At 65.9% G+C, this 23,807-nt stretch carries 27 protein-coding genes and 1 tRNA gene; 6 read left to right on the forward strand and 22 right to left on the reverse strand.

The genetic code is table 11. The annotated features are described in order from the left end of the window. Positions 1-28 precede the first annotated feature (28 nt). The gene (locus tag C8J25_RS08900) at positions 29-1,819 is read left to right on the forward strand and encodes an AcrB/AcrD/AcrF family protein (RefSeq protein WP_244186920.1); all 1,791 of its coding nucleotides are present in this window, start codon (positions 29-31) and stop codon (positions 1,817-1,819) included. A 94-nt stretch (positions 1,820-1,913) separates the two neighbouring features. On the opposite strand, the gene C8J25_RS08905 is transcribed toward C8J25_RS08900, so the two are convergent. From C8J25_RS08905 to C8J25_RS08930, 6 genes are all read right to left on the reverse strand, one after another. Beyond that, positions 1,914-2,534 carry a MarC family protein gene (locus C8J25_RS08905; RefSeq protein WP_107954117.1) on the reverse strand — a complete coding sequence of 207 codons (621 nt, stop codon included), beginning with the start codon at positions 2,532-2,534 and terminating at the stop codon, positions 1,914-1,916. Further along, positions 2,531-3,406: a bifunctional methylenetetrahydrofolate dehydrogenase/methenyltetrahydrofolate cyclohydrolase FolD gene (gene folD / locus C8J25_RS08910; protein WP_107954118.1), complete on the reverse strand. Its 876-nt coding sequence runs from the start codon at positions 3,404-3,406 to the stop codon at positions 2,531-2,533. The genes C8J25_RS08905 and folD overlap by 4 nt, the downstream gene beginning before the upstream one ends. Further along, positions 3,403-3,714 (reverse strand): DUF167 domain-containing protein, encoded by a 312-nt coding sequence (locus C8J25_RS08915; protein WP_107954119.1) that lies wholly within the window; start codon positions 3,712-3,714, stop codon positions 3,403-3,405. Before C8J25_RS08915 ends, folD begins: the two co-directional genes overlap by 4 nt. Next, the gene (locus tag C8J25_RS08920) at positions 3,711-4,013 is read right to left on the reverse strand and encodes a YggT family protein (RefSeq protein WP_107954120.1); all 303 of its coding nucleotides are present in this window, start codon (positions 4,011-4,013) and stop codon (positions 3,711-3,713) included. Before C8J25_RS08920 ends, C8J25_RS08915 begins: the two co-directional genes overlap by 4 nt. 281 nt (positions 4,014-4,294) lie before the next feature. Then, the gene (argB, locus tag C8J25_RS08925) at positions 4,295-5,212 is read right to left on the reverse strand and encodes an acetylglutamate kinase (RefSeq protein WP_060526005.1); all 918 of its coding nucleotides are present in this window, start codon (positions 5,210-5,212) and stop codon (positions 4,295-4,297) included. 126 nt (positions 5,213-5,338) lie between these two features. Beyond that, positions 5,339-5,986, reverse strand: a complete 648-nt coding sequence (locus tag C8J25_RS08930) for a queuosine precursor transporter (RefSeq protein ID WP_107954121.1) — start codon at positions 5,984-5,986, stop codon at positions 5,339-5,341. A gap of 145 nt (positions 5,987-6,131) precedes the next feature. On the opposite strand from C8J25_RS08930, the gene C8J25_RS08935 reads away from it, so the two are divergent. Then, positions 6,132-7,397: a NupC/NupG family nucleoside CNT transporter gene (locus tag C8J25_RS08935; protein WP_107954122.1), complete on the forward strand. Its 1,266-nt coding sequence runs from the start codon at positions 6,132-6,134 to the stop codon at positions 7,395-7,397. Positions 7,398-7,621: 224 nt separating this feature from the next. Here the strand turns inward: C8J25_RS08935 and C8J25_RS08940 are convergent, their stop codons facing one another. The 3 genes from C8J25_RS08940 to C8J25_RS08950 form a co-directional block, all read right to left on the reverse strand. Beyond that, positions 7,622-8,176 carry a fasciclin domain-containing protein gene (locus C8J25_RS08940; protein WP_107954302.1) on the reverse strand — a complete coding sequence of 185 codons (555 nt, stop codon included), beginning with the start codon at positions 8,174-8,176 and terminating at the stop codon, positions 7,622-7,624. Positions 8,177-8,259: 83 nt separating this feature from the next. Then, positions 8,260-9,198, reverse strand: a complete 939-nt coding sequence (gene dapF / locus C8J25_RS08945; RefSeq protein ID WP_107954123.1) for a diaminopimelate epimerase — start codon at positions 9,196-9,198, stop codon at positions 8,260-8,262. Between the two features lie 39 nt (positions 9,199-9,237). After that, positions 9,238-9,702 (reverse strand): DUF6456 domain-containing protein, encoded by a 465-nt coding sequence (locus tag C8J25_RS08950; protein WP_107954303.1) that lies wholly within the window; start codon positions 9,700-9,702, stop codon positions 9,238-9,240. A gap of 85 nt (positions 9,703-9,787) precedes the next feature. Here C8J25_RS08950 and C8J25_RS08955 point away from each other — a divergent pair, with 85 nt between their 5' ends. Next, positions 9,788-10,348, forward strand: coding sequence for a helix-turn-helix domain-containing protein (locus C8J25_RS08955; protein ID WP_107954124.1), 561 nt, complete (start codon positions 9,788-9,790; stop codon positions 10,346-10,348). Positions 10,349-10,352: 4 nt separating this feature from the next. Here C8J25_RS08955 and C8J25_RS08960 read toward each other — a convergent pair. The 8 genes from C8J25_RS08960 to C8J25_RS08995 all read right to left on the reverse strand — a co-directional run bounded on the left by C8J25_RS08960 (position 10,353) and on the right by C8J25_RS08995 (position 15,093). Beyond that, positions 10,353-10,427: transfer RNA gene (locus C8J25_RS08960), tRNA-Val, on the reverse strand. Between the two features lie 51 nt (positions 10,428-10,478). After that, the gene (locus C8J25_RS08965) at positions 10,479-11,420 is read right to left on the reverse strand and encodes a hypothetical protein (protein WP_107954125.1); all 942 of its coding nucleotides are present in this window, start codon (positions 11,418-11,420) and stop codon (positions 10,479-10,481) included. A 101-nt stretch (positions 11,421-11,521) separates the two neighbouring features. Beyond that, positions 11,522-13,009 carry an NAD(P)(+) transhydrogenase (Re/Si-specific) subunit beta gene (locus C8J25_RS08970; protein WP_107954126.1) on the reverse strand — a complete coding sequence of 496 codons (1,488 nt, stop codon included), beginning with the start codon at positions 13,007-13,009 and terminating at the stop codon, positions 11,522-11,524. 27 nt (positions 13,010-13,036) lie between these two features. Further along, positions 13,037-13,354 carry an NAD(P) transhydrogenase subunit alpha part 2 gene (locus tag C8J25_RS08975; RefSeq protein WP_056064542.1) on the reverse strand — a complete coding sequence of 106 codons (318 nt, stop codon included), beginning with the start codon at positions 13,352-13,354 and terminating at the stop codon, positions 13,037-13,039. A 19-nt stretch (positions 13,355-13,373) separates the two neighbouring features. Continuing rightward, a complete protein-coding gene (locus C8J25_RS08980) occupies positions 13,374-13,589 on the reverse strand; it encodes a type II toxin-antitoxin system HicB family antitoxin (protein ID WP_107954127.1) in 216 nt (71 codons plus the stop codon). Then, positions 13,586-13,834 (reverse strand): hypothetical protein, encoded by a 249-nt coding sequence (locus C8J25_RS08985; RefSeq protein ID WP_107954128.1) that lies wholly within the window; start codon positions 13,832-13,834, stop codon positions 13,586-13,588. The genes C8J25_RS08980 and C8J25_RS08985 overlap by 4 nt, the downstream gene beginning before the upstream one ends. A 10-nt stretch (positions 13,835-13,844) precedes the next feature. Next, a complete protein-coding gene (locus C8J25_RS08990) occupies positions 13,845-14,966 on the reverse strand; it encodes an NAD(P) transhydrogenase subunit alpha (protein WP_107954129.1) in 1,122 nt (373 codons plus the stop codon). Between the two features lie 4 nt (positions 14,967-14,970). Continuing rightward, on the reverse strand, positions 14,971-15,093 hold the full coding sequence (locus tag C8J25_RS08995) for an aa3-type cytochrome c oxidase subunit IV (RefSeq protein WP_082441508.1): 123 nt from the start codon (positions 15,091-15,093) through the stop codon (positions 14,971-14,973). Between the two features lie 140 nt (positions 15,094-15,233). On the opposite strand from C8J25_RS08995, the gene C8J25_RS09000 reads away from it, so the two are divergent. Next, complete coding sequence (locus tag C8J25_RS09000; protein WP_107954130.1) at positions 15,234-16,649, forward strand: sigma-54-dependent transcriptional regulator; 1,416 nt, start codon at positions 15,234-15,236, stop codon at positions 16,647-16,649. A 1,614-nt stretch (positions 16,650-18,263) separates the two neighbouring features. Here the strand turns inward: C8J25_RS09000 and C8J25_RS09005 are convergent. Further along, positions 18,264-19,055: a DUF72 domain-containing protein gene (locus C8J25_RS09005; protein WP_107954131.1), complete on the reverse strand. Its 792-nt coding sequence runs from the start codon at positions 19,053-19,055 to the stop codon at positions 18,264-18,266. A 41-nt stretch (positions 19,056-19,096) separates the two neighbouring features. After that, on the reverse strand, positions 19,097-19,762 hold the full coding sequence (locus C8J25_RS09010) for a Crp/Fnr family transcriptional regulator (protein ID WP_107954132.1): 666 nt from the start codon (positions 19,760-19,762) through the stop codon (positions 19,097-19,099). A gap of 95 nt (positions 19,763-19,857) precedes the next feature. Between C8J25_RS09010 and C8J25_RS09015 the strand changes: the two genes are divergently transcribed. Both C8J25_RS09015 and C8J25_RS09020 read left to right on the forward strand, forming a co-directional pair. Next, on the forward strand, positions 19,858-20,655 hold the full coding sequence (locus tag C8J25_RS09015; RefSeq protein WP_107954304.1) for a class II aldolase/adducin family protein: 798 nt from the start codon (positions 19,858-19,860) through the stop codon (positions 20,653-20,655). 26 nt (positions 20,656-20,681) lie between these two features. After that, on the forward strand, positions 20,682-21,848 hold the full coding sequence (locus C8J25_RS09020; RefSeq protein WP_107954133.1) for an alpha-hydroxy-acid oxidizing protein: 1,167 nt from the start codon (positions 20,682-20,684) through the stop codon (positions 21,846-21,848). Positions 21,849-21,858: 10 nt separating this feature from the next. Here the strand turns inward: C8J25_RS09020 and C8J25_RS09025 are convergent, their stop codons facing one another. From C8J25_RS09025 to C8J25_RS09035, 3 genes are read right to left on the reverse strand one after another with little or no spacing between them, the layout of a single operon-like run. After that, positions 21,859-22,044: a Trm112 family protein gene (locus C8J25_RS09025; protein ID WP_279628752.1), complete on the reverse strand. Its 186-nt coding sequence runs from the start codon at positions 22,042-22,044 to the stop codon at positions 21,859-21,861. Continuing rightward, the gene (locus C8J25_RS09030) at positions 22,041-22,682 is read right to left on the reverse strand and encodes an LON peptidase substrate-binding domain-containing protein (protein ID WP_107954135.1); all 642 of its coding nucleotides are present in this window, start codon (positions 22,680-22,682) and stop codon (positions 22,041-22,043) included. Before C8J25_RS09030 ends, C8J25_RS09025 begins: the two co-directional genes overlap by 4 nt. Continuing rightward, complete coding sequence (locus tag C8J25_RS09035) at positions 22,679-23,575, reverse strand: tetratricopeptide repeat protein (RefSeq protein WP_107954136.1); 897 nt, start codon at positions 23,573-23,575, stop codon at positions 22,679-22,681. Before C8J25_RS09035 ends, C8J25_RS09030 begins: the two co-directional genes overlap by 4 nt. Positions 23,576-23,807 lie beyond the last annotated feature (232 nt).

Here is a 23,807-nt window from a genome sequence, read left to right on the forward strand (position 1 = left end):
GTGTGCGCGCGGGCAGGAGGAAAGCGTTTTGGATCAGGCCCCCGCTTCTCGACAGCGCACGCTGCTGGACGAACTCGACCGGCATTGGATCGCGCTGACGCTGCTCGCCTGGGTGGCGGTGGCGGCGTGGTCGATGGTCGATCGCTGGGGCCAGATCCGCTGGCTGTCGCTCGGGGATACCGACGACAACATGCGGCTGATGCAGGTCCGCGCGCTGCTCGACGGGCAGGGCTGGTACGATCTGCGCAACTATCGGATGAACCCGCCGGTCGGTTTCGACATTCACTGGAGCCGGATCGTCGACCTGCCGATCGCCGGCCTCATCCTGTTCTTCCGCCTGTTCACCAGCAACAGCTGGGCGGAGCGGCTCGCCTGCGGGATCGCGCCCTTACTGCCGTTGTCGATTGCGATGCTCGGCATCGGCGCGACCGTGCGAAGGCTGATCAGCCCTTACGCGTGGCCGCTCGCGGTCGTGTTCATGGTCGGCGCGACGGGCACGATGCTGATGTTCATGCCCGAACGGATCGATCATCACGGCTGGCAGCTTGCCATGCTGAGCCTGACGGTCGCCGGTCTGTGCGATGCGAACGGACGTCGTGGTGGCGCGATGGTCGGGATCGCGAGTGCGGTGTCGCTGTCGATCGGGCTCGAGCTGTTGCCCTATGCGGCGATGGCGGGGGCGATCATCGCCTTGCGCTGGGTATGGGATCGATCGGAAGCCGAGCGGCTGTCGATCTATGCGCTGACCTTGGGTGGTGGTAGCACGCTCGGGTTCGCGCTGTTCGCCTCGAACGCCAACCAGGCGATGCGGTGCGATGCGCTGACGCCGGTGTGGCTGAGCGTGATGATCGCGGCGGGGATGCTGCTGTTCCTGCTCGCGCGGTTCGGCCCTTCGTCGCGCGGGATGCGGCTGGCGCTGGCGGTCGCGGCCGGGGCGGCGATCGTCGTCGGGTTCGCGCTGGTCTTCCCGCAGTGCCTGGGCCGGCCCGAGGGGATTTCGCCCGAGCTGCAACGCAACTGGCTGGACAATGTCCGCGAGGCGAAACCGATCTACAAGCACAGCTTCCGGGTCGGTTTCTCGCTGGCGACGCTGCCGATCATCGGCCTGATCGGGGCGATCCTTGCGGCTTGGCGTGCGCGTCGCGCTTCAAGCGCAGTCGGCTGGGCAGCTGTCGCGCTGTTCACCGCGTTCGCCTGCGCGATGCTGTTGTGGCAGGTCCGCGCCGGACCCGCCGCACAGATGCTGGCGATCCCGGGAGCGACCGCGCTGGCCTGGCTGATCATCCCCCGATTGCTCGGCAACCGATCGATCGCAGTGCGCGTGCTGGGGACGGCCTTCGCGTTCCTGATCGTCTCGGGCATGTTCGCCGGGATGGTGCTCAAATACCTGCCGATCGACCGGCCGAAGCCGTATGAAAAGCGCGTCAACATGGCGACCGGCGACTGCCTGCGTACGACCGTGCTGCTCGCGCTGAACAAATATCCCGCGCAGACGATCTTCACCTTCGTCGACATGGGGCCCCGCCTGATCACGATCACGCATCATGATGCGATCGCGGGGCCGTATCATCGGAACGGCGACGCGATCCTGGACGTCCAGCATGCGTTCGGGGGGACGGCGGACCAGGCGCATGCGATCATCAAACGGCACGGCGCGACGATGCTGCTGCTGTGCCCGAACGCAGCGGAGTCGACCAACTACAAGGCGCGTAGCCCGAAGGGGTTCTATGCCGAGCTGGCGAAGAACGAGGTGCCGGCATGGCTGACGCCTCTGCCGCTGCCCGCGAAGTCGCCGTTGCGGTTGTTCAACGTGGATTGACCGCCACCCCCCGGTTTTCCTGCGAACGCAGGAGCCCAGGGTAACGAAAGACAACGTCCGTAATCCTGGGCTCCTGCGTTCGCAGGAGAACGGATTAGCGCAACACCACCGACAGACCATCGAGCACGAACTGCACCGCCAGCGCCGCCAGCAACACGCCTAGCAACCGGGTGATCACCGCCTCGATCTTCGCGCCGAGGATCCGCATGATCGGCCCCGCCGCGAGCAGCGCGACCAGCGTCAGCAGCAGGATCGTGACCATTGCCGCGAGCACGACCGCCGAGCGTTCGATCCCGCTGTTCCGGCTCATCAACAGCATCACCGACGCGATCGAGCCCGGGCCTGCGATCATCGGCATTGCCATCGGGAAGATCGAGACGTCCTCGGCCTCGGGATCGCTCGCCACCTTGGCGGCACGATCCTCGCGGCGCTCGGTACGCTTTTCGAACACCATTTCGAGCGCGATCAGGAACAGCATGATGCCGCCGGCGATGCGAAAGCTGGCCAGGCTTATCCCGAGGCCCTTCAGCAACGCCTCGCCGAACAGCGCGAACACGAACAGGATCAGCGCGGACACGCCGACCGCGCGGATCGCCATCGCACGCTTCTGGAGGGCAGACGCGCTCGCCGACAGCCCGGCATAGATCGGCGCGCAGCCGGGCGGATCGATGACCACGAAGAACGTGATCAGCGACGAGATGTAGAGTTCGATCACAGGCTCGACTCCTCGATCGCGACGCCTTCGCGGCGGCCTGCGGAGACCAACGTGTTGCGCAGGAGGCAGGCGATGGTCATCGGCCCGACGCCCCCCGGCACCGGCGTGATCGCCCCCGCGACGTCGACCGCGCTGGCGAAATCGACGTCGCCGACGAGGCCGGCGTCGGTGCGGTTGATGCCGACGTCGATGACGGTCGCGCCGGGCTTAAGCCAGTCGCCCTTGATCATCTGCGGGATGCCGACCGCGGCCACGACGATGTCGGCGCGGCGGATGTGCGCGGGCACGTCCTGTGTCCGGCTATGGACGACGGTGACGGTGCAGCTTTCGCGGAGGAGCAGTTGCGCCATTGGCTTGCCGACGATGTTCGAGCGGCCGACGACGACCGCCTCCAATCCCCTCAAGTTCGGCCGCACGCTCTTCAGCAGCATGACGCAGCCATACGGCGTGCAGGGAACGAAACCCGGCAGGCCGGTTGCGAGTCGGCCGGCGTTGATCGGGTGGAAGCCGTCGACGTCCTTGTCGGGGTCGATCGCGGCGATCACCGCCTGCTCGTCGATATGCTTCGGCAGGGGCAACTGGACGAGGATACCGTCGATCGTCGGGTCGGCGTTGAGCGTCGCGACCAGCGCGAGCAGGTCTTCGGCGGGGACGTCGGCGGGGAGGCGGTGCTCGATGCTGTCCATCCCTGCCTCGCGCGTCGCCTTGCCCTTCGAACGGACATAGACGTTGGAGGCGGGATCCTCGCCGACCAGCACCACGGCCAAGCCTGGCGCGCGGCCTGCCTGCGCCCTGAAGGCGGTAACGCCGTCTGCGATACGGGCCCGGAGGCCGGCGGCGAAGGCCTTGCCGTCGATGATGGTCGCGCTCATGCCCGCGGCCCATAGAGCGCGGACGCGATTTCCGCCAGCACAGTGGCATCGCCCGCGATGTGCAGGCGCTTCAGGCGGGCGGTTTCGCCGGAGATTATCGTTACGGCACGCTTGGGTACGCCGAAGGTTTTGGCGACGAGCGCTACCAGTCCGGCATTCGCGGCGCCATCGACGGGCGCCGCCGCCAGTCGCGCGGCAAAATGCTCGGGCGTTCCGGCAGTGAGGGCATCGCGACCGCCGCGCGGGGTTACCCGGACGGCGATCGCGAGGCCGTCATGGACCGCGCGCCAGGCTGCCGGCCCGATCAATAGGCCGCGACGAGGTAGTTCTGCGCGATGTTCGGGATGACGATGTTGGTCAGGATGTAGAGGATCAGCAGCACGACCAGCGGCGACAGATCGAGCGCACCGAAATCGGGAAGCACGCGGCGGATCGGGCGATAGAGCGGCTCGGTAATCTTCTGCAGCGCGTTCCACACCGTGCGGACGAAATCGCTGTGCGTGTTGATGACGTTGAACGCGATCAGCCACGACAGGATCGCCTGGATGACGATGACCCACCAGACGAGGTTTAGCAGCAACTGGATGATCTGAAGAAGGGCGATCAAGGCAAGGGTCTCCGCTGGTGTGTCGCCGATATAAGGTAGCCGAGGGAGAACGAGAAGGCCTGTGGTGTCTGAGAGGTGTACCGACTCTATTCTACCGACGGACCGTCATCACATATGCCCGCCCCGAGCGATCCTCCCCCGCCAGGGGGAGGTGGGGCCGGAGGCGACGGAGGGGGAGGATACGGAACGGAGGTTAGCGCGTGCCTCCCCCTCCGTCTGGCAAGTGCCAGCCACCTCCCCCTTGCGGGGGAGGATCGTTGGGTTGGCCAAGGCTACCCCCTTTACCGCGAGCGCCCGTTGGCGCTCACCAGCGTGCCCGCCCCCTGCTTGGTGAAGATCTCCAGCAGCATCGCGTGCGGCACGCGACCGTCGATGATCACCGCGGCATCGACCCCCGATTCGACCGCCGCGACGCAGGTGTCGAGCTTCGGGATCATGCCGCCGGTCACCGTCCCGTCGGCACGCAGTTCGGCGATCCGCGCTGGGTCGAGGTCGGTCAGCAGTTCGCCCTGCTTGTCGAGCACACCGACGATATCGGTCAGCAGGAAGAACCGCGCCGCGCCCATCGCGGCGGCGATCGCGCCCGCCATCGTGTCGGCGTTGATGTTGTAGGTGTGGCCGTCGGCGCCGATGCCGATCGGCGCGATCACCGGGATGATGTCGGCGGCGATCAGCGTGTCGAGGATCGTCCGGTCGACCGCGATCGGTTCGCCGACGAAGCCGAGATCGACGTGCCGCTCGATCCCCTGGAGCTTGTCCGGCTCGCGACCGTGGCCGACTTTCTGCGCGAGGACGAGGCCTGCGTCCTTGCCCGAGATGCCGACCGCGCGGCCGCCCGCCTGGCCGATCCAGCCGACGATTTCCTTGTTGATCGAGCCGGCCAGGACCATCTCGGCGATCTGCGCGGTTTCCGCATCGGTGACGCGCAGGCCGTCGACGAAGCGCGATTCGACACCCAATCGCTTGAGCATCGCGCCGATCTGCGGGCCGCCGCCGTGGACGACCACCGGGTTGATGCCAACCGCCTTCAATAGGACCATGTCCTCGGCGAAATCGCGCTGCAGCTCTGGATCGCCCATCGCGTGGCCGCCGTATTTCACGACGAACGTCTTGCCGGCGTAGCGTTGCAGATACGGCAGCGCCTCGGTGAGCGTTTCCGCCTTGGCGAGCAGGGCGGGATCGGGCGTGTGATCGGTCAACTAAACTTCCGTTCGTCTCGAGTAGCCATCGAGCACTTGTCGAGATGGCGTATCGAGAGACCTGTACCTCGATACGAGCCCTCGACAGGCTCGGTCTCTACTCGGCACGAACGGAAAAATCTAACATTATGCCCGGTCCAACCGCCGTCCCAGCTTCACGAAGAACGTGATCATGAACGGCACCAGCACGATCGACAGCACGACCTTGGTCAGCATCTGCCCCTCCATCAGCGCGACGATCGGCCGTTCGCCCAGAAACGAGATGGTGATGAACAAAATGGTGTCGATGATCTGCGAGATGATGCTCGCGATCATCCCGCGCAGCCACACCAGCTTGCCGTCGCCGCCGCCGACCTGACCCGACAGCTTCGAGAAGATCAGCACGTTGAGCGTCTGCGAGATCCCGTACGAGATCAGCCCCGCGATCATCATCCGCGAGCTCTGGCCGACGACGATCGGGAAGGCATCGACCGCGGGCGGGTACATTCCCGGATCGTGCGGCAGCGCCAGCACCAGGTGGATCAGCGCCGCCGACACGAGCAGCGGGATGAAGCCAAGGCGCACCAGGAACGTCGCGGTCTTCTGGCCGTGCAGCTCGGCGATCGCGCTGCTCAGCACCACGAGCAGCAGGAAGCCGAAGATCCCCGCCTCGACCGCAAGCGGTCCGAGCGCGACCTGCTTCACTCCCAACACGCCGGCGATGCAGACCATGCCGCCGTACAAGACCGAAAAAACGAAGAGCGAACGCGGGAACGCGGGGGGCAACTTATCCATCGCCGGGGACGCTAGCGAAAACGCGCGCGCCGTCAAATGACTAGCGCGCTTCAAATAACTGGCGAGCGCGGCGCTCGCGTGTCATGTCGGTCGCTTGCGCAGCCGGGGGGCGGCGCGTGTCATCGCAAGAAAACGCAGGGCGTCCATGGAAAGACTCTTCATCGGTTTGGCGGGCATCGCCGTCATCCTGGGCATTGCCGTGCTGTTGTCGAGCGACCGCCGTGCGATCCGCCTGCGCATCGTCGGCGCCGCGTTCGCATTGCAGGCCGGGATCGCCGTGCTCGTGCTGTATTCGAGCTTCGGCAAGGTCGTGCTCGGCGAGATGTCGGGCGGCGTCGCCAACCTTCTCGGCTATTCGCAGAAAGGCACCGAGTTCCTGTTCGGCAAGATGGCGACCCCCGAGATCGGCGGGCAGAGCTTCGCGATCGCCGCGCTGCCGGTGATCATCTTCTTCGCCAGCCTCGTCTCGATCCTCTATTATCTCGGCATCATGCAGTTCGTGGTGCGCTGGGTCGGAGGCGGAATCGAGAAGGTCATCGGCGTCTCGAAGGTCGAATCGCTGTGCGCCGCCGCGAACATCTTCGTCGGCCAGAGCGAATCGCCGCTCGTCATCCGGCCGTATCTCGCGGGGCTGACCCCGGCGCAGCTCTTCACCGTAATGACCAGCGGCATGGCGGGCGTCGCCGGCACAATCCTCGCGGCGTATGCGTCGATGGGGATCCGCATCGATTACCTGCTGGCCGCCAGCTTCATGGCCGCGCCGGGCGGCATCCTAATGGCGAAGATCATCATGCCCGACCGCGTCACGCCGCCAGAAGGCGAACTCGCGCTCGGCGACCTGCCCGGCGAATCGTCGGCGGGCGAACCGATGCCGCAAGCTACGCATGACGAGGAAAAGCCTGCAAACCTCATCATGGCCGCAGCCCAAGGCGCGCAGACCGGCGTGCGCCTGGCCGTCGCGGTCGGCGCGATGGTGCTGGCGTTCGTCGCACTCGTGGCGCTCGCGAACGGCCTGCTTGGTGGGCTCGGCAACATGATCGGGCTGCCGGGGCTGAGCTTCCAGGGGCTGCTCGGCTATGTCTTCGCGCCGATCATGTTCCTGTTGAACGTGCCGTGGAGCGAGGCGGGGATCGCCGGCGGGCTGTTCGGACAGAAGATCGTGCTGAACGAATTCGTCGCCTACATCTCGCTCGGCACGCAGCAGGGGCTGAGCGCACGGACGATCGCGGTCATCACCTTCTCGCTGTGCGGGTTCGCGAACTTCTCGTCGATCGCGATCCAAATGGCGGTGACCGGCAGCCTCGCGCCGAACCAGCGGCCGATGATCGCCAAGCTTGGGCTGCGTGCGCTGGCGGCGGGGAGTCTGGCGAACCTGATGTCGGCGGCGCTCGCGGGCCTGCTGATCGGCTGAATCCCGCCCATCCGTCATCCTGACGAAAGTCAGGACCGAAAGCCACGAGGGGCAGCGCTTGTTACCCTGGGTCCTGACTTTCGTCAGGATGACGTGGGTCGAGATGACGGGCCGAGACTACAAGGCGCCCAAACGCAATCGGGCCCGCCGCCTTTCGGCAACGGGCCCGACGCAAACTACCTCGCGGGGGGGAAAACGAGGAAGCTATCTCGCAAAATCGCCGATTACGGCAGCATCACCGTGTCGACGACGTGGATCACGCCGTTCGACTGCATGACGTTGGCGATCGTGATCCGGCCCTTGTGGCCCTTGCCGTCCATGATGCCCCAGCCGGTGCCGGCCTTCTTGAACATCAGCGGCTCGCCCTGCACGGTCGTGTAGGTCGCGGTGCCGCCGTTCGCCTTCGCCTTGGCGGCGATGTCGGCGGCGGTGATCGTGCCGGGCACGACGTGATAGGTCAGGACACTGGCAAGCTGCGCCTTGTTCTCGGGCTTGAGCAGCGTGTCGACGGTGCCGGCCGGCAGCTTCTTGAATGCGGCGTTGGTCGGCGCGAACACGGTGAACGGACCCGGGCCCGACAGCGTCTCGACCAGGCCGGCGGCCTTGACCGCGGCGACCAGCGTCGTGTGATCCTTCGAATTGACGGCGTTCTCGACGATCGTCTTGGTCGGGTACATCGCGGCGCCGCCGACCATCGGGTTGGTCTGCGCTGCGACGATGGCGCCGCCGCTGACGGCAACGGCGGCCGCGACGATCGCGGTACGAATGAAGTGGTTCATGGCTTCTCTCCTGCGTGCGGAGCCGGTGTGCGGCGCCACTGCGGGGAGATACGCGCGCGCCGCAAGAAGGACGCAGCCGGCGCTCAGATCGTCGCGAGCAGCCCCGCCCACGCCGCGATCTCATCGTCATGCCGCCGCGTGACGACGAGGTCGCTCGCGGTCGCCGTGTCGAGATCGACGTCGATCGTGCCCGTCCACTCGAACGTCGCATTGCCCGACAGCGTCACCATCGCCGCCTCGCTCGCCTCCGCGCGGACCAGCCCGCCCTTGTTGAAGACGGTGGTCGGCGTATCGTACGCGATCCGCCCGGTCAGGCACGCGGCATAGGTCGACGCCGCCATCGCACTACCGCAACTGTCGGTCAGCCCGACGCCGCGCTCGAACGTCCGCACGAAAAGGTCGCGGCCACGCACCTCTACAAAACTGACGTTCGCGCGGTTGGGTAGCCAGTCGGGTGCTGCCTCGCACGCCTCGCCGACGCGGATGAGTTCGGCTTCGTCGATGGCATCAACGAACGTTACGAGATGTGGGTTGGGCATTGCGACCGCAGTGAAGGTAAGGTCCGTCGGCAGTTGCGCGATCGGCATATCGACGATGCGATCGGTCCCGACCGCCATCGGCCACGCCTCGACATCCAGAGACGCAGGGCCAGCGATCTCGCGCACGGTGAACACGCCCTCGGCAATATCGGCATCGCGCTCGACGGCCGCGTCGCTCATCTTCAGCAGCGCCATAGCAGTCTTGGCACCCGTGGCCGCGAACCCCGCGCGCGCAACGCAGCGCAGGCCGTTCAGACACGTCTCCGACTCGCTGCCATCCGAATTGAACATCCGCATGCCGAACGCGTGGGTCGCGTCGCCGCCAGTCAGCAGCAGGAGCCCATCGCCACCAACCAGCCCGTCACGATCCGCCAGCGCCCGCGCAACGGCCGCCCAAGCCGCATCGCCAAGCGCCGACGCGCGTGCGTCGATCAGCGGAAAGTCGTTACCGGAGCCGTGGCATTTGATGAGGTCGAAACGCATGCCCGCCACTTAGTCACGCCCGCGCACCAATGCGAGCGCCTAACCGATCCCGTAATGCGCGGCCAACCGATCGAGCGCGAGCGTCAGCACGACCCGCCCCGCCCGCGCCGGCCATTGCAACGCCTTCTCGGCCACCGGCAGCCCCTCCCCCGCACAAACCACGCGCCACAGAATATCCGCCAGCCCGGGCCCCGCCGCCGCCAGTGCCGCGTCGAACCGACGCTTCGCCGCAATCTGCGCCGACGTCGGATCGAGCCCGTCACCACCTCCCCCATCGACCCGCTCGACCCAGCGCATCGTCACGCTCGGCGCGATCGACGCGCGTTCGTAATCCGCAAGCAACCGCTCCCCGGCCTGGAACTGCGCCACGTCGATCAACGCGCGCGACCGCAACCAGCCGAGCGGCGACTCGGCAAGGTTCACGGTCACGGTACGACCGCGACGCACGCCGGCCGGTTGTGGAACACCCTCCGAATCGACCGTCCGCTCTACCAGTTCACGCATCCGCCATCTCCCGTTGCGCTTGCCGGTTGCCATATCCGCACGGTTGTAGGACAGAAGAATAACCTATCTGGTTTGGAGCTGTTCGATGATCACCGCCATTCGCGAAGTCCGGCGTGCCAAGGGGCTGACGCTGGAGGACGTCGCCAGGCGTTGCGACCCACCCACCACCGCACAGACGATCGGTCGGCTGGAGACGGGCACGCGCACCGTGTCGATCGGCTGGCTCAACCGGATCGCCGCGGCACTGGGCGTCGAGGCCGCTGCGCTCGTGACCTTGCCGGACCGCGTGGACCTGCCCGTCGCCGCAATACTCGACGCCCGCGGAGCCCACGCCCCGCGGCGAACCACCACCGCACCCCCACCTCAAGTCGCACCCGGCCAGATCGCCATAACCGTCGCGAATGGCACCGGGGACTACCGGGCAGGCGACGTTATCTGGGCAGCGACCCTTGCCCCCCGAGATTTCGCAACCGCGCTCAACCGCGACGTCCTCGTCCCGCAAGCGGCGGGAAGGTTCGCGTTCGGACGACTCACCGGATGCAACGGCGGTGTTACCGTCCTGCCGCCGGGTACCGGCACGCAGTCGCTGACCATCGCCGACCCCGCCTGGATCGCAGTCGCGATGCGGCTGGTGCGCGAGCTATAGAGGGTGGTGGCGATGACGGGCTCGAACCGCCGACATTCTCGGTGTAAACGAGACGCTCTACCAACTGAGCTAATCGCCCCTCTCGGGAGGACGTCCGATGCCAAAGCCGGGCGGCCGGGGCAAGCTAAAATCACGGAATGCGGAGGTCGGCGCCCCTGGTGGCCACGATATACCCGCGCATCGCCTCGCTCGCGCGATCGGAGAGCACCATGAAGGCGCGGCGTCGGTCGAGCAGGTCGGGGCGGCGTTCGAACAATCCGGTGTCGGTCATGCGCGCGATCCAGCGCAGCGCAGTCGTCGGTGCGACCGCGGCGGCGATGCACAGGCTCGACACCGAGACGCGGCCCCGCTCCAACTCGGCGGCGTAGAGATCGAGCAGCATGTCCCAGCCGGGATCCTCGAACAATGTCGCGCCGAAGAACTGGTCGCGCAATCGGCGCGCGCGGATCGCCCGACGGACGTCAGCCGCGCTCGGCTCGACCAAGGCGGGCGGCGCGCCATAGCGATTGGTGCGGTCGCCGACGATCGGCGCGGCGGGTGCGTCGCCCTCGATCTCGGCTCGCGTCAGTTTGGCGAGCGCCTCGGCGATCCGCGCGACCTCCGTGTTCAGTCGCTCGAGCCGGGTGCCGTCGGTCTCGCGGTGGAAATCGAACACACCCGCCGGGATACGCGCCGCCTCGGCAGCGACCACGATCGCAGCCACGCAATCGCCGACGGTGGGATCGACCAGCAACCGTGTGCCGCCACCCAGCGTCGCCGCCGCGACGACGTCGATCTCGTCGACGCCCAGGGCGACCACCAGTCCCGCCTGCATCGAGGCCGCCTGATGGACGATTCCTGGCAGGCGTTCGGCTAGTATCGCGGGGTCGACGCCGGCCGTCTCGACGACGATCACCTGCGGCGTCGCATGATCACCAAAGCCTGCCGGCCAATCGAGTCGGGCAACGATCCGACCGTTCAGCGCGGCGAGGGCAACGGTCAGCCGGTCCGGCGCGCCGGGCCCGCCGATGAGGACCGCGTCGATCCCCGTGTCGTAATTCGCCGCGTCGGGCAGGCCGTCCGGTCGGGTCATCAAGGTCTCCGCTGTATTGCGGAGACTAACCTGCGTTATGCGAGGAGTTACACCCGAACTGGATCGAGTTCCGTTGCAGTTGGGAACCCCACGCGAACAACTCAGTCGAGCGCCTTGACGATATCCTCGACCATTTTCTTCGCGTCGGCCAGCAGCATCATCGTATTGTCGCGGTAGAACAGCTCGTTATCGACACCAGCATAGCCGACGCCGCCCATCGATCGCTTGATGAACAGCACGGTCTTGGCCTTCTTGACGTCGAGCACGGGCATGCCGTAGATCGGCGACGTCTTGTCGGTCTTCGCGGCGGGATTGGTCACGTCGTTCGCGCCGATCACGAACGCGACGTCCGTCTGCGCGAACTCGCTGTTGATGTCCTCCAGCTCGAACACATCATCATACGGCACGTTCGCCTCTGCCAGCAGCACGTTCATGTGCCCCGGCATGCGTCCCGCGACAGGGTGGATCGCGTATTTCACGCGCACCCCCTCCGCCTTCAGCTTGTCGCCCATTTCGCGAAGGACGTGCTGCGCCTGCGCGACCGCCATGCCGTAGCCGGGAACGATGATGACTTGCTCGGCCTGGCTCATCAGGAACGCGGCGTCCTCCGCCGAGCCGCGCTTCCACGGTCGATCGCTGACCGCCGCGGGACCGCCCGCGTCCGAGGACTGGCCGAAGCCGCCGGCGATGACGCTGATGAAGCTGCGGTTCATCGCGCGGCACATGATATAGCTGAGGATCGCGCCCGAGCTGCCGACCAGCGCGCCGGTGATGATCATCGCGCTGTTGTGCAGCGTGAAGCCCATCGCGGCGGCCGCCCAGCCCGAGTAGGAATTGAGCATGCTGACCACCACCGGCATGTCCGCGCCGCCGATCGGGATGATCAGCAGGAAGCCGATGACGAAGCTCAGGATCACGACGGTCCAGAAGATCCACGCCGACTGGTCGGTGACGAAATACGCGATCAGCCCTAGGATGGCGGCGAGCAGCGCAAGGTTGATGACGTGGCGCCCAGGCAGCATGATCGGCTTGCCGCCCATGTTACCGTTGAGCTTCAGGAACGCGATGACCGAGCCCGAGAAGGTGATCGCACCGATCGCCACGCCGAGGCCGAGTTCGATTCGGCTGACGGGGTGGATGACCGCGAAGGGTTGGCCGATCAGCGGGATGACGAGGTCGGAAATGCCGAACGCCTGCGGGTTGAGGTACGCGGCGACGCCGACCAACACCGCGGCGAGGCCGACGAGGCTGTGGAACGCGGCAACGAGCTGCGGCATCGCGGTCATCGCGATCCGGCGTGCTGTCACGAGACCGATTGCAGCACCGACGCCGATCGCGGCAAGGATTTCGACGACGGTGGTCCAGTCGATCATCCAATCGTGCGGATTGCCAGGAGGCCATGCTTCCGAACGCAACGGCACATGTGTCACCAGCGTGGTCACGACCGCGATCGTCATGCCGATGATGCCGAACCGATTGCCGCGCTGGCTTGACGCCGGGCTCGACAGCCCACGCAGCGCGAGGATGAAGCACACCCCCGCGACCAGATAGGCGAGCGATGCCCAAGGGCTGACCGTCAGTTCATGCATCGCGCGTCCCCATCACGTCCGTATCGCTCACTTGCTCGCAGCAGGCGCGACCGGCCGTTCCTTTTTCTTGTACATCGCCAGCATCCGCGCGGTGACCGCGAAGCCGCCGAAGATGTTAATGCTCGCCAGCACCACCGCCAGCAACCCGAGCGCCTTTGCCACGCCCGATCCGGCGCCGATGCCTGCCGCAGCCGCAGCAATCAGCGCGCCAACGATGATCACCGAGGAGATCGCATTGGTCACCGCCATTAACGGCGTGTGCAGCGCGGGCGTGACCGCCCAGACGACAAAATACCCGACGAAACACGCCAGCACGAAGATCGACAGGATTGCGATAAAGTCCATTGTTCGGTCTCCGATTCTCTCAGGCTGCCGCGCGCGCAGCGGCGGGGATGGTGCGTCCCATGTGTTCGGCAGCTTCGATCCAGCAGGCGATCGCATCATAAGCATTGGCAAGCGCATCCTGCGGCGTGTCGCCGTCGGATTTGCACCCAGGGAGTGCCGGGACAACCGCAAGATATCCCCCACCATCTGAAGGCGACAGCGGCCGAATCACGACCTCATAATCTTGCGGGCTCATCGTTCCGTTCTCCGCACCGCATCGATGAACCTGACGAGATCGCGAATATAGACCGGCTTGATCGGCCGGTGCGCGGGGATCGTCAGGATTTCGATCTGGCTTGCATGCTTCACCTTGTAGTGTGAGCCGTTGCGAGGCGGGCTGCAAGATATCCCCGCCTCAGTACACGCGGCGACGACATCCTCAATCCGCCAGTCCCGCGGATTGGCCCGCATCGCATCGAGAAGCCGATCGCCACGGGTCACGCCCCCCGGATCAAGACAGCAGCCTTGGGTTCACGATCTTGCCGCCCTGCGTCAGCCGGATCGCATCGCCGATCTCGGCGTCGAGCACGGGTCGTCCAGCCTCCTTGTCCCAGAAGGCGTTGAGGAAGTTGAACAGGTTGCGCGAGAACAACGCACTGGCGTCGGTTGCAAGACGAGACGGCACGTTGCGATGGCCGACGATCTTCACGCCGTTCATCACGACCACTTCACCCGCGACCGAGCCCTCGACGTTGCCGCCCTGCTCGACCGCAAGATCGACGATCACGGACCCCGGCTTCATGCTCGCAACCTGCGCCGCCGAGATCAGCCGCGGTGCGGCACGTCCCGGGATCAGCGCCGTCGTAATCACAATGTCCTGCTTGGCGATATGCCCCGACACGAGTTCGGCCTGCGCCGCCCGGTATTCGGGTGACATCTCGCCGGCATACCCGCCCGTCCCCTCGCCTTCGATCCCGGCGACGTTCTCGACGAAGATCGGCTTTGCGCCGAGCGACTGGATCTGCTCGCGAGTCGCGGCGCGCACGTCGGTCGCCGACACCTGCGCGCCGAGACGCCGCGCGGTCGCGATCGCCTGCAGCCCGGCCACGCCGACGCCCATCACGAACGCCTTGGCCGCCGAGATCGTCCCCGCCGCGGTCATCATCATCGGAAACGCGCGCCCATATTCGGCGGCGGCGTCAAGTACCGCCTTGTACCCCGACAGGTTCGACTGCGACGACAGGATGTCCATCGACTGCGCGCGCGTGATGCGCGGCATGAACTCCATCGCCAGCGCTTCGTAGCCCGCCGCGGCATAAGCCTCGACTCGCGCACGGTCCGCGAAGGGATTGAGGCTGGCGACGATCCACGCCCCCGGCGTCGCGCCGTCCAGCGAAGCAGGATCAGCCCCCTGCACGCCGAGCACGATATCCGCCCCCGCCAGCGTCGCCGCACGGTCGCCCACCGACGCGCCTGCATGCGAATACGCGGCATCGGCGATCGAGGCGGTATCCCCCGCGCCCGCTTCCACGGCCAGCACAGCCCCCAGCGCAATGAATTTCTTGACCGTTTCCGGCGTCGCGGAAACCCGCCGCTCGCCGTCCGCTTGCTCTTTCAGGACGGCGATCTTCATGGCGTTACGAGATCAGCCAGATCACGAGCGCGACGACCAGCGCACACCCGACCGCGCCCCATTTCATCATTCCCGTCACGCTCGAATAGGTCGCGACGTGCGCCTTCATGTCCCCGTTGCCGGCCATGGTTCGTGCCCCAATCCTGTCAGTGCCATCCTCTATGGCCGAGACCTTATCGCGCGTATCCTGGATCGCCAAGCAGGACATTTAAGTCGCTCTTTACTTGCGCTAGCTATTGCACGTGCCGGAACGGGACAGGATTCGCCATGACGCGCAATGGCCAGCGCCTATTATTGCTGATCGACGACGAGCCCACGCAGCGGCGGCTGGTGGCTGCCCTCGCGGCGCGCGGCGGCTGGCGCGCGGTCTTCGCGGCGGACGACGAGACCGCGATCGCCACGCTCGGCACGCAGGACGGCATGCAGCTCGACGCGATCGTGATCGATCACTGGGCGCCCGACGAGGATGCGACCACCCTGATCGCGACCCTGCGCGAGCGGCGTCCGGCGCTGCCGATCCTGGTCATCACGGCGAACGGATCGGTCGCGCACGCGGTCAGCGCGATGCGCGCCGGCGCCACCGATTTCCTGGTCAAACCGCTTGCCCCCGATCGCCTGCTCGCCGCGCTGGACGCGGCGGTGGTCGGCAAATCGTCCGGCGAGCTCCGCCCGCTGACCGAGAAGATCCCCGCGCTGCTCGCCTTCGACGAGATCGTCGGCTCCTCCCCCGATTTCCGCGCTGCCCTTGCGATCGCCGCGAAAGCCGCCCGCGCCCGCGTCGCTATCCTGCTCGAAGGCGAGATCGGCGTCGGCAAGGACGTCATCGCCGAGGCGATCCATGCCGCCTCCCCGCGCGCGAAGAAGCCGATGATCAGCGTCAATTGCGGTGCGATCCCCGCGAACCTGATCGAATCGGAAGTGTTCGGGCACGAGAAGGGCGCGTTCACCGGCGCGTTCGAGCGCAAGATCGGCCGGTTTCACGACGCCGACGGCGGCACGCTGTTCCTAGACGAGGTCGGCGAGATGCCGCTCGAAGCGCAGGCGAAGCTGTTGCACGTCCTGCAAACCGGCGAAGTCCTCGCGATCGGCGCCCGTCACCCGCGCGAAGTCGACGTCCGCGTGATCGCCGCGACCAATACCAAACTGCTGGACGAGGTCGAGGCGGGGCGCTTCCGCGAAGACCTGTATTACCGCCTCAACGCCGTCCAGGTGACGATCCCGCCATTGCGCGAACGCACCGGCGACATCCCCGCGCTCGCCCGTCACCTGCTCGCGCGGATCGCCGAACAGCCGGGGTTGCGACCGCTCGGCATTACCGATTCCGCGCTCGCGCTGCTGGTCCAGTACGACTGGCCCGGCAACGTCCGCCAGTTGCAGAACGCGCTCTTCCGCGCCGCCGTGCTGTGCGAGGACACCGCGCTGACCGAAGAGGATTTCCCGGAGATCGCCGCGCTCGGCACGCGCGAGCGGCCATCCGCGCCGGCGGCGATCGGCGGCGGCGGCGTCACGCTGTTCCGCCCCGACGGCAACCTCCGCGCGCTCGAGGAGATCGAAGCCGACGTCATCCGCCTCGCGATCGGCCACTACCGCGGCCGCATGACCGAAGTCGCCCGCCGCCTCGGCATCGGCCGCTCGACGCTGTACCGCAAGCTCGGCGAACTCGGGATCGACAACGCGGCGTGATATGACGGCTGGGTTGGGAAGGTTAGCGGACCGTCCACTTTGAGGTCCAAACATGAGGAAACCGTCCAGTGGACGGGCACCCCCGCTGCATTAGTCTTTAGCATCGGCGAATCCGACGGTTTCTCGTCGTTCTTTGGTCAATGCATACCCTGTGATTTTTGCATCATGCCGACTGCCAGCATCTCCGCTGGCTCTTTGCCACCACGGTCGTAAATTGCTCCGATCAGGGAGTAGCAGATGAATACTAAAGCATCAGCATTAGCCCGCACAAGCGCAGGGATTACCATAGCCGTCGCGGCGATCAGCGCTCAGGCGCAGTTTGTCCCGCCCGCCGGATACAGTGGTAACGGATCGCGACCAGGTGTCGCGGTGCCATCAGATCCCAGCGCACCGTCACTAGCTCGCATCCCTGATGCGGCGGTATCAAACGTGTTCCGCGTTGATCCGACTTACAAGCGCGGCTTGGCTGTAGGCCGTGCCAAGGTTGTTGGCGCATTTGCGATAGCCGAAACGAGCAAAGCGCGTGTCGTAGCGGCATAGTCCCCAGGTTTTCTGCCCGTCACTCTCTCATTGAGCGATGGTCGCTGCTACGTGCTCCAAGCTGATTATGAGGGAGGCACACTCTCTAACGGCCGGTTGAGCAAAGCAGGATGCGAGGGGTCACGAAAGTTTTATGAGCCAGCCGTTCCTCCGCCACCTCCCGGCCACTCACTACGGTTCATAGGGGCGGCATGGGGTTACGGCGCCTGGGTCGATGATCGGGCAAAGGTCACCATTGTTACCGCGCCGGGAGCAACAACCTTCAAACCTCTTTTCACGGCCCAAATGACGTCCAGCACCATAATGGCAATGAACAGCCCTGACTCGCCTGGTGGCAATGTGACGTTGGTTGGCAAAATCAAAGGTCGGTTGACGGTCGTGACGCTGGAAGTAGGATACTAACATTGATGCAAAACTTTTGATTTCTCCATCAGGAATGACCGGGATGGGAAAGATCGCCCTGAACGAATGGCTGCTCTCGGGTGGCGAGCCGACTACCTGAGCGTTCGGATTTGGGTGAAACGGTCGGTTTGACTCTGGAGCAGCTACAAGACCTGCCAACCACGGCACTTAGAGCCTTAAGTACGGATCACTCGCCGTGTAGCGGACCGAAGCCCCCTTCGCGTCGAGCACGTGCTTGAATACACGAGCTCTTGAATCGTAGGCGACTGACAATTGGCCGGGTGCCGTCCAGACGACCTTCAGCCAAATCGCGCCTCTTGGACCTTCAGCGGCCGCCCCGTGGTTGCTGTCGGCGACGAAAACTTCCGTTGCGGCCGATTGTGGCTCGCTCGCGCGACCGATACGCAAGATGGTCGCATAGCCAGTCGTGGCACCACAATTCCGCGTCGCCGTAACAGTATAACGATCGCTCCCGATATCACGCGCGACGTGTGTCACATCGGAGGAACAGAGCGGCTCCGCCCCACACCCGGCCAAGCTCAAAGTCGCGAAGCACCACGGGCGTGCCATCTTCATCGCCGCAACCTGAACAAGCGGCAGCTTTGGCGGAAGCTCAGTCGGACAACGCTGATCGGGCAACTACGAAGCGGCGTGCGACTGACCGCGCTTTATTTACCCCCGCACCCGATCGATCAGCGCCATCGCCGCATGGGGAGCGCGAACCTTTGCGCCGTTGATGAAGAACACAAACGCATCTCTCGGCGTCATTGCCGGCGTGGCGTCCTCGACATAGGGCAAACCCTCCGGTCGCCCGCCCGCCGCCCAGGTCTTCGCCTTGTCCGCCCATTCGTCCAGCGCGGTCGGCGCGTAGCCGGCGACGAAGCGCTCCTCGGCATCCTCCAATCGCGCATAGACGAAGTCGCCGGTCACGTCGGCGATCGCGGGATATTCCGCCGACTGGGCGAAGACGATCGCGACGCCCGCATCGCGGCACATCGCCACGAACTCCGGAACCGCGAAACTCTCGTGACGGACCTGGATCGCATGGCGCAGCGCGAGCCCGTCCTGCCTGCCAGGCAACAGCTTCAGGAACGCGGCGAAGTCGTCGGCGTCGAATTTCTTGGTCGCCATGAACTGCCACAGGATCGGTCCGAGCCGGTCGCCGAGTTCGACGATCCCTTGTCCGGTGAATTTGGCGATCGACTCCCCCGCGTCGGCCAGCACCTTCCGGTTGGTGCAATAGCGCGACGCCTTGAGCGAAAAGACGAACCCGTCGGGCACCGCGTTCGCCCATGATGCGAACGTCGCGGGCTTCTGGCTGCCATAATAGGTGCCGTTGATTTCAATCGCGGTGACGTGCTCGGCGGCATAATCGAGCTCGCGCTTCTGCGGCCATTTCTCCGGATAAAAGGTCCCGCGCCACGGCTCGTAGGTCCAGCCGCCAATACCGATTCTGATGGTCATGGGCGCAAGTGTAGCGCGCTAGAGAAGCGCTTGGCGATGCCCTATTCGGTGATGACGCCGCGCAGCCCCGGCAGGTCGAGAATACGGACCTGCGCATAGGCCACCGCGACCAGGCCATCCCGCTCGAACCGCTTCAGATGCCGGTTGAGCGTCTGGCGCGCGATACCGACGACGCCGGCCAGCTCTTCCTGACGGATCGTGATCCGACCATCCCCCGCCTGCGACGCGCGCATCAGCGCCTGCGCCAGTCGCACCCGGATCGACTGTCCCACGCTCTGCGCGATGAACCGCAAGGCGGTGCGCTGGTGCGCGCAAACGAGCAGTCCGAGATCGCGGTAAAGCTCCGGGTCCGCCGCCGCCGCCCGCGCGAACGCCGCCACCGGCACATGCAGCAGCCGCGCCGTGCCGAACGCCGTCGCGTCGTGCGGCCTCGGATGGCCGTCCAGCGTCGACAATTCCCCGAACCACGTCCCCGGCCGCACGATCAGCGCGAGCAGTTCGGCACCATTGGCGGACAAGCCCTTTAACCGGACCTGTCCATCCAGAACCGCCCACAACCCGTTCGGCGGATCACCCGAGCCGTAGATCCGCGCGCCGTTCTCCAGCACCTCCACTCGCGCCTCCTGCAACAGGCGCTCGCGACGGCCCGCCGGTATCGCGCCGAACCAGCTATCGGTGGCCAGTATCGCGTGATCCGGATCGTGCATCACGCAAGGCTAGGCGAAATTTCGCAATTGTCACCATCGAGACAAAGTTTGTCGAAGGCCGGTCGTACAAGGGGTCAAACATAAGGAGGCGGATGATGGCAACGGCACTCAAAACGATGGAACCGGCGGCAGCGACGACGACGATCAAGGACCAGGTATCGGCCGAGGAATGGGCGCTGCGCGTCGATCTCGCCGCCGCGTACAGGCTGGTCGCGCTCTACGGCTGGGACGATCTGATCTTCACGCATCTGTCCGCGCGCGTCCCCGGACCCGAGCATCATTTCCTGATCAACCCGTACACGCACATGTTCGAGGAGATCACCGCATCGTCGCTGGTCAAGATCGACGTCGACGGCAACAAGGTCATGGACACCCCTGCCCCGGTCAACCGCGCGGGCTTCGTGATCCACTCGGCGGTCCACGCCGCGCGTCACGATGCGGTGGCGGTGCTGCATCTCCACACGCCGCACGGCCAGGCGGTGTCGGCGATGGCCGAGGGGCTGCTCCCGCATACGCAGACGGCGATGATCGCCGGGCACGACGTCGCCTATCACGACTTCGAGGGCATCGCGACGGAACTGGAGGAACGCGAGCGGCTGGTGCAGGATCTCGGCACCAAGAACGCGATGATCCTGCGCAACCACGGCACGCTGACGGTGGGTGAATCGGTGCCGCAGGCGTTCCTGCGGATGTATTTCCTCGAACGCGCCTGCGAGGCACAGGTCCTGATGCTGAGCGCCGGTCGCGAGAATCTTAACAACCCCAACCAGGGCGTTGCCGAAAAGGTCGAAGGGCAATCGAGTTCGACAGGCATGCGCATGCTCGCCGACGGGCTCGCCTGGCCGGCGTTGCTACGCAAGCTTGACCGCGTCAATCCGGGCTATCGGGACTGATCGCAACCAGCTTCGGAGGGCAGCGCATGCCGCATTACGGCGATTACCAGAACGAGATCTATTTCGCCGGGCTCGCCGGTGTCGTCCCGAAGGTCCCGGTCGATTTCGCATCGTTCGAGGCTCGGGCGGCAGCGGCCTTGCCACCGTCTGTGCTCGGTTATCTGCAAGGTGGGTGCGGCGACGAGTTCACGCAGCGCCAGAATGCCGACGCGTTCCGGCACTGGGGCATGACCCCGCGGATGATGGTCGATGCCACGCGCCGCGACCTGTCGATCGACCTGTTCGGGATGACGTTGCCCAGCCCGATCTTCATGAGCCCGGTCGGGATCAACGGGCTGTGCACGCAGGACGGCCACGGCGATCTCGCCGCCGCGCGGGCGGCTGCGACGACCGGCGTCCCGCTGATCCAGTCGACGCTGTCGAACGATCCGCTTGAGGACGTCGCCGCGGCGATGGGCGACACGCCCGGCTTCTTCCAGCTCTACACTCCGAAGGACAAGCCGCTCGCCGAGAGCCTCGTCCACCGTGCCGAGGCGGCGGGATACAAGGCGATCGTCGTCACGCTCGACACCTGGGTGACCGGCTGGCGCCCGCGCGACCTGAACGTCGCGAACTTCCCGCAACTGCGCGGCCATGTGCTCGAGAATTACTTCAGCGATCCGGTCTTCCGCGCGATGCTCGCCAAGCCCCCGCGCGAGGACCTGCCGGCGGCGGTGCGGCAATGGGCCGGCACGTTCGGCAAGGTGCTGACGTGGGACGACATGCCGTGGTTGCGATCGATGACGTCGCTGCCGATCGTCCTGAAGGGGATATGCCATCCCGACGACGCCCGACGCGCGATCGATTTGGGTGCGGACGCGATCTACTGCTCGAACCATGGCGGTCGCCAGGCGAATGGCGGGATCGCCGCGATCGACATGCTGCCCGCGGTGGTCGAGGCGAGCGGTGCAGTGCCGGTGCTGTTCGACTCCGGGATCAGGTCCGGCACCGACGTCGTCAAGGCGCTGGCGCTCGGCGCAACCGCGGTCGGGATCGGCCGACCCTACACGTACGGGCTGGCGCTCGACGGCGCGAACGGCGCTGCACACGTGCTGAAATGCATCATCGCCGAAACTGACCTTCTGATGGCGGTGAACGGCTATCCGACGATTGCGGCCGTTCGGGAGGCCGGCGCGACGCGGATGGGCTGCTAAAGCAGGACGATCAGGCGGCGGTCTCGTCGAGCCGGCGCGCTTTCTCGACCAGCATCACGGGCACGCCATCGCGGATCGGATAGGCGAGCCCGGCGGCGTCCGAAATCAGTTCCTGCGCGGGCTCGTCGTAGCGGAGTGGCGTGCGCGTCATCGGGCAAACGAGGCGTTCGAGCAGCCAGGGGTCGAGCCCGCTCACTGCAACGTCACCGATTCATCGCCGTCGTGCCGCCCAAAGAACTGCATCAGCTGGATGATCAGCTCGGCGCGCTGCTCGATGTTCGGCGCCTCGAGCAACGCCTGTTTCGCCGCCGCATCGAACGGCGCGATCTGGGCGATGCCGTTGACCAGGCTCTCGTCGTCGAGCCGGCCGACCGCATCCCAGTCGACCGCGTAGCCCTGCATGTCGGCGAACCGCCGCGACTCCAGTTCCAGCGACGACCGTCGCCCGAGCGACAGCGCGTCGTCCTCGATCAACGGCAGCAACTCCGCCTCGACCTGGCGGAATGCGGTCGTCACGTCGAGCTCGCGGACGATCCGGAACAGCGCGATGCCCTCCAGCACGACGTTGTAGCGCCCGTCGTCGAGCGCCTCGACCTCGGCGATCTTGCCGACGCAGCCGATGTCGTACAGCGCATCCGCGTCGTCATGTGGTCCGCCCCGCGGCTGGATCATCCCGATCCGCCGGTCGCGCGCCATCGCATCGCTGATCATCGCCCGATAGCGCGGCTCGAACATGTGCAGCGGCAAGTGCATGCCGGGGAACAGCAGCGCCCCCGGCAGCGGGAAGATCGACAGTCGCGTCGTGGCGCGCGGAGGGGCGGACTCGGTGGTCATCCGAACAGGATCGCAGACAGGCGGCGTCGCTGTCCAGACACCCACGGATCTTCGAGCCCGACGACCTCGAACAATTTCAACAACTGCGTCCGTGCCGCGCCCTCGTTCCAGTCGCGCTCGGTGGCGATGATGCCGAGGAACGTGTCGGCCGCTGCATCACGATCGTTCGCCGCCATCTGGCCGTTGGCGAGTGCGAACCGCGCCTGGAGGTCGCCGGGGTTCGCTTCGACCGCAGCGAGCAGCGGCGACAAATCCTCGACCGGCGGCGCCGACTGCGCGAGTGCAAGTGCAGCCTGTGCGCGCATAATCGCCGGGTCCTTGGCGATGGCCGGATCGAGGTTCGCCAGCCAGTCCGTCGCCTCGTCGATCTGCCCGGTCGCGACCAATGCGCGGACGAAGCCGGCATGGACCTGCGGATGCTCGGGCGCGATCTCGGCGATCTCGCGGAAGATGCCGAGTGCGCGCTCGCCGTCATTGGCCGCGAGCGCCTCTTCACCGATCGCGATCAACGGCTCGACGTCGGGCACCGCGTCGGTTGCGCCGGCTTCGATCGGCAGCTGCTTGAGCAACTGATCGAGGATCACGCGCAGCTGCGATTCGGTGCGCGCACTGGTCATGTCGGCGACCAGCTGGCCCTGGAACATCGCATAGACGGTCGGGATCGACTTGATCTGGAATTGCGCGGCGATGAACTGGTTCTTGTCGGTATCGACCTTGGCCAGCACGACGCCCTTGTCGGCATAATCCGCGGCGACCTTCTCCAGCGTCGGGGTCAGCGCCTTGCACGGCCCGCACCATTCCGCCCAGAAATCGATGATCACGAGGCTCGTCATCGACGGTTCGACGACATCGCGACGGAACGCCTCGACGGCGTCCTTCTCCGCGGGGGACATTCCAAGCGTGGCCAAGTTCAACTCCCGTGTAATTCTCGCGTGCTATCTGGGGCGCCCCCGCGGCGAATGCCACCTCTAGAGCCTACCTCTAGACCATCGCGTCCGAAATTCCACGAGCGCACCACTTGTCTCGCCAGTGGTCCAGTCCGTCACCCCAGCGAAAATTGGGGTATCTCACGTGGCACGCGACCTACGCCCAATAGGGAGACCTTAGCGTCCGCGGGGGTGACGG

Source organism: Sphingomonas faeni (genome assembly GCF_003053745.1).
In the GTDB taxonomy this organism is placed as follows: Bacteria; Pseudomonadota; Alphaproteobacteria; order Sphingomonadales; family Sphingomonadaceae; genus Sphingomonas; species Sphingomonas faeni.

Coding starts and splice junctions, on each gene's coding strand:
- C8J25_RS09000 (WP_107954130.1), top strand. CDS start 15,234: ATGACGCGCAATGGCCAGCGCCTATTATTGCTGATCGACGACGAGCCC.
- C8J25_RS09005 (WP_107954131.1), bottom strand. CDS start 19,055: ATGACCATCAGAATCGGTATTGGCGGCTGGACCTACGAGCCGTGGCGC.
- C8J25_RS08935 (WP_107954122.1), top strand. CDS start 6,132: ATGGAAAGACTCTTCATCGGTTTGGCGGGCATCGCCGTCATCCTGGGC.
- C8J25_RS08940 (WP_107954302.1), bottom strand. CDS start 8,176: ATGAACCACTTCATTCGTACCGCGATCGTCGCGGCCGCCGTTGCCGTC.
- C8J25_RS08965 (WP_107954125.1), bottom strand. CDS start 11,420: ATGACCCGACCGGACGGCCTGCCCGACGCGGCGAATTACGACACGGGG.
- C8J25_RS09035 (WP_107954136.1), bottom strand. CDS start 23,575: ATGTCCCCCGCGGAGAAGGACGCCGTCGAGGCGTTCCGTCGCGATGTC.
- dapF (WP_107954123.1), bottom strand. CDS start 9,198: ATGCGTTTCGACCTCATCAAATGCCACGGCTCCGGTAACGACTTTCCG.
- folD (WP_107954118.1), bottom strand. CDS start 3,406: ATGAGCGCGACCATCATCGACGGCAAGGCCTTCGCCGCCGGCCTCCGG.
- C8J25_RS08950 (WP_107954303.1), bottom strand. CDS start 9,702: ATGCGTGAACTGGTAGAGCGGACGGTCGATTCGGAGGGTGTTCCACAA.
- C8J25_RS09010 (WP_107954132.1), bottom strand. CDS start 19,762: ATGCACGATCCGGATCACGCGATACTGGCCACCGATAGCTGGTTCGGC.
- C8J25_RS08975 (WP_056064542.1), bottom strand. CDS start 13,354: ATGGACTTTATCGCAATCCTGTCGATCTTCGTGCTGGCGTGTTTCGTC.
- C8J25_RS08980 (WP_107954127.1), bottom strand. CDS start 13,589: ATGAGCCCGCAAGATTATGAGGTCGTGATTCGGCCGCTGTCGCCTTCA.
- C8J25_RS08955 (WP_107954124.1), top strand. CDS start 9,788: ATGATCACCGCCATTCGCGAAGTCCGGCGTGCCAAGGGGCTGACGCTG.
- C8J25_RS08990 (WP_107954129.1), bottom strand. CDS start 14,966: ATGAAGATCGCCGTCCTGAAAGAGCAAGCGGACGGCGAGCGGCGGGTT.
- C8J25_RS09020 (WP_107954133.1), top strand. CDS start 20,682: ATGCCGCATTACGGCGATTACCAGAACGAGATCTATTTCGCCGGGCTC.
- C8J25_RS08995 (WP_082441508.1), bottom strand. CDS start 15,093: ATGGCCGGCAACGGGGACATGAAGGCGCACGTCGCGACCTATTCGAGC.
- C8J25_RS09015 (WP_107954304.1), top strand. CDS start 19,858: ATGGCAACGGCACTCAAAACGATGGAACCGGCGGCAGCGACGACGACG.
- C8J25_RS08930 (WP_107954121.1), bottom strand. CDS start 5,986: ATGGATAAGTTGCCCCCCGCGTTCCCGCGTTCGCTCTTCGTTTTTTCG.
- C8J25_RS08970 (WP_107954126.1), bottom strand. CDS start 13,009: ATGCATGAACTGACGGTCAGCCCTTGGGCATCGCTCGCCTATCTGGTC.
- C8J25_RS09030 (WP_107954135.1), bottom strand. CDS start 22,682: ATGACCACCGAGTCCGCCCCTCCGCGCGCCACGACGCGACTGTCGATC.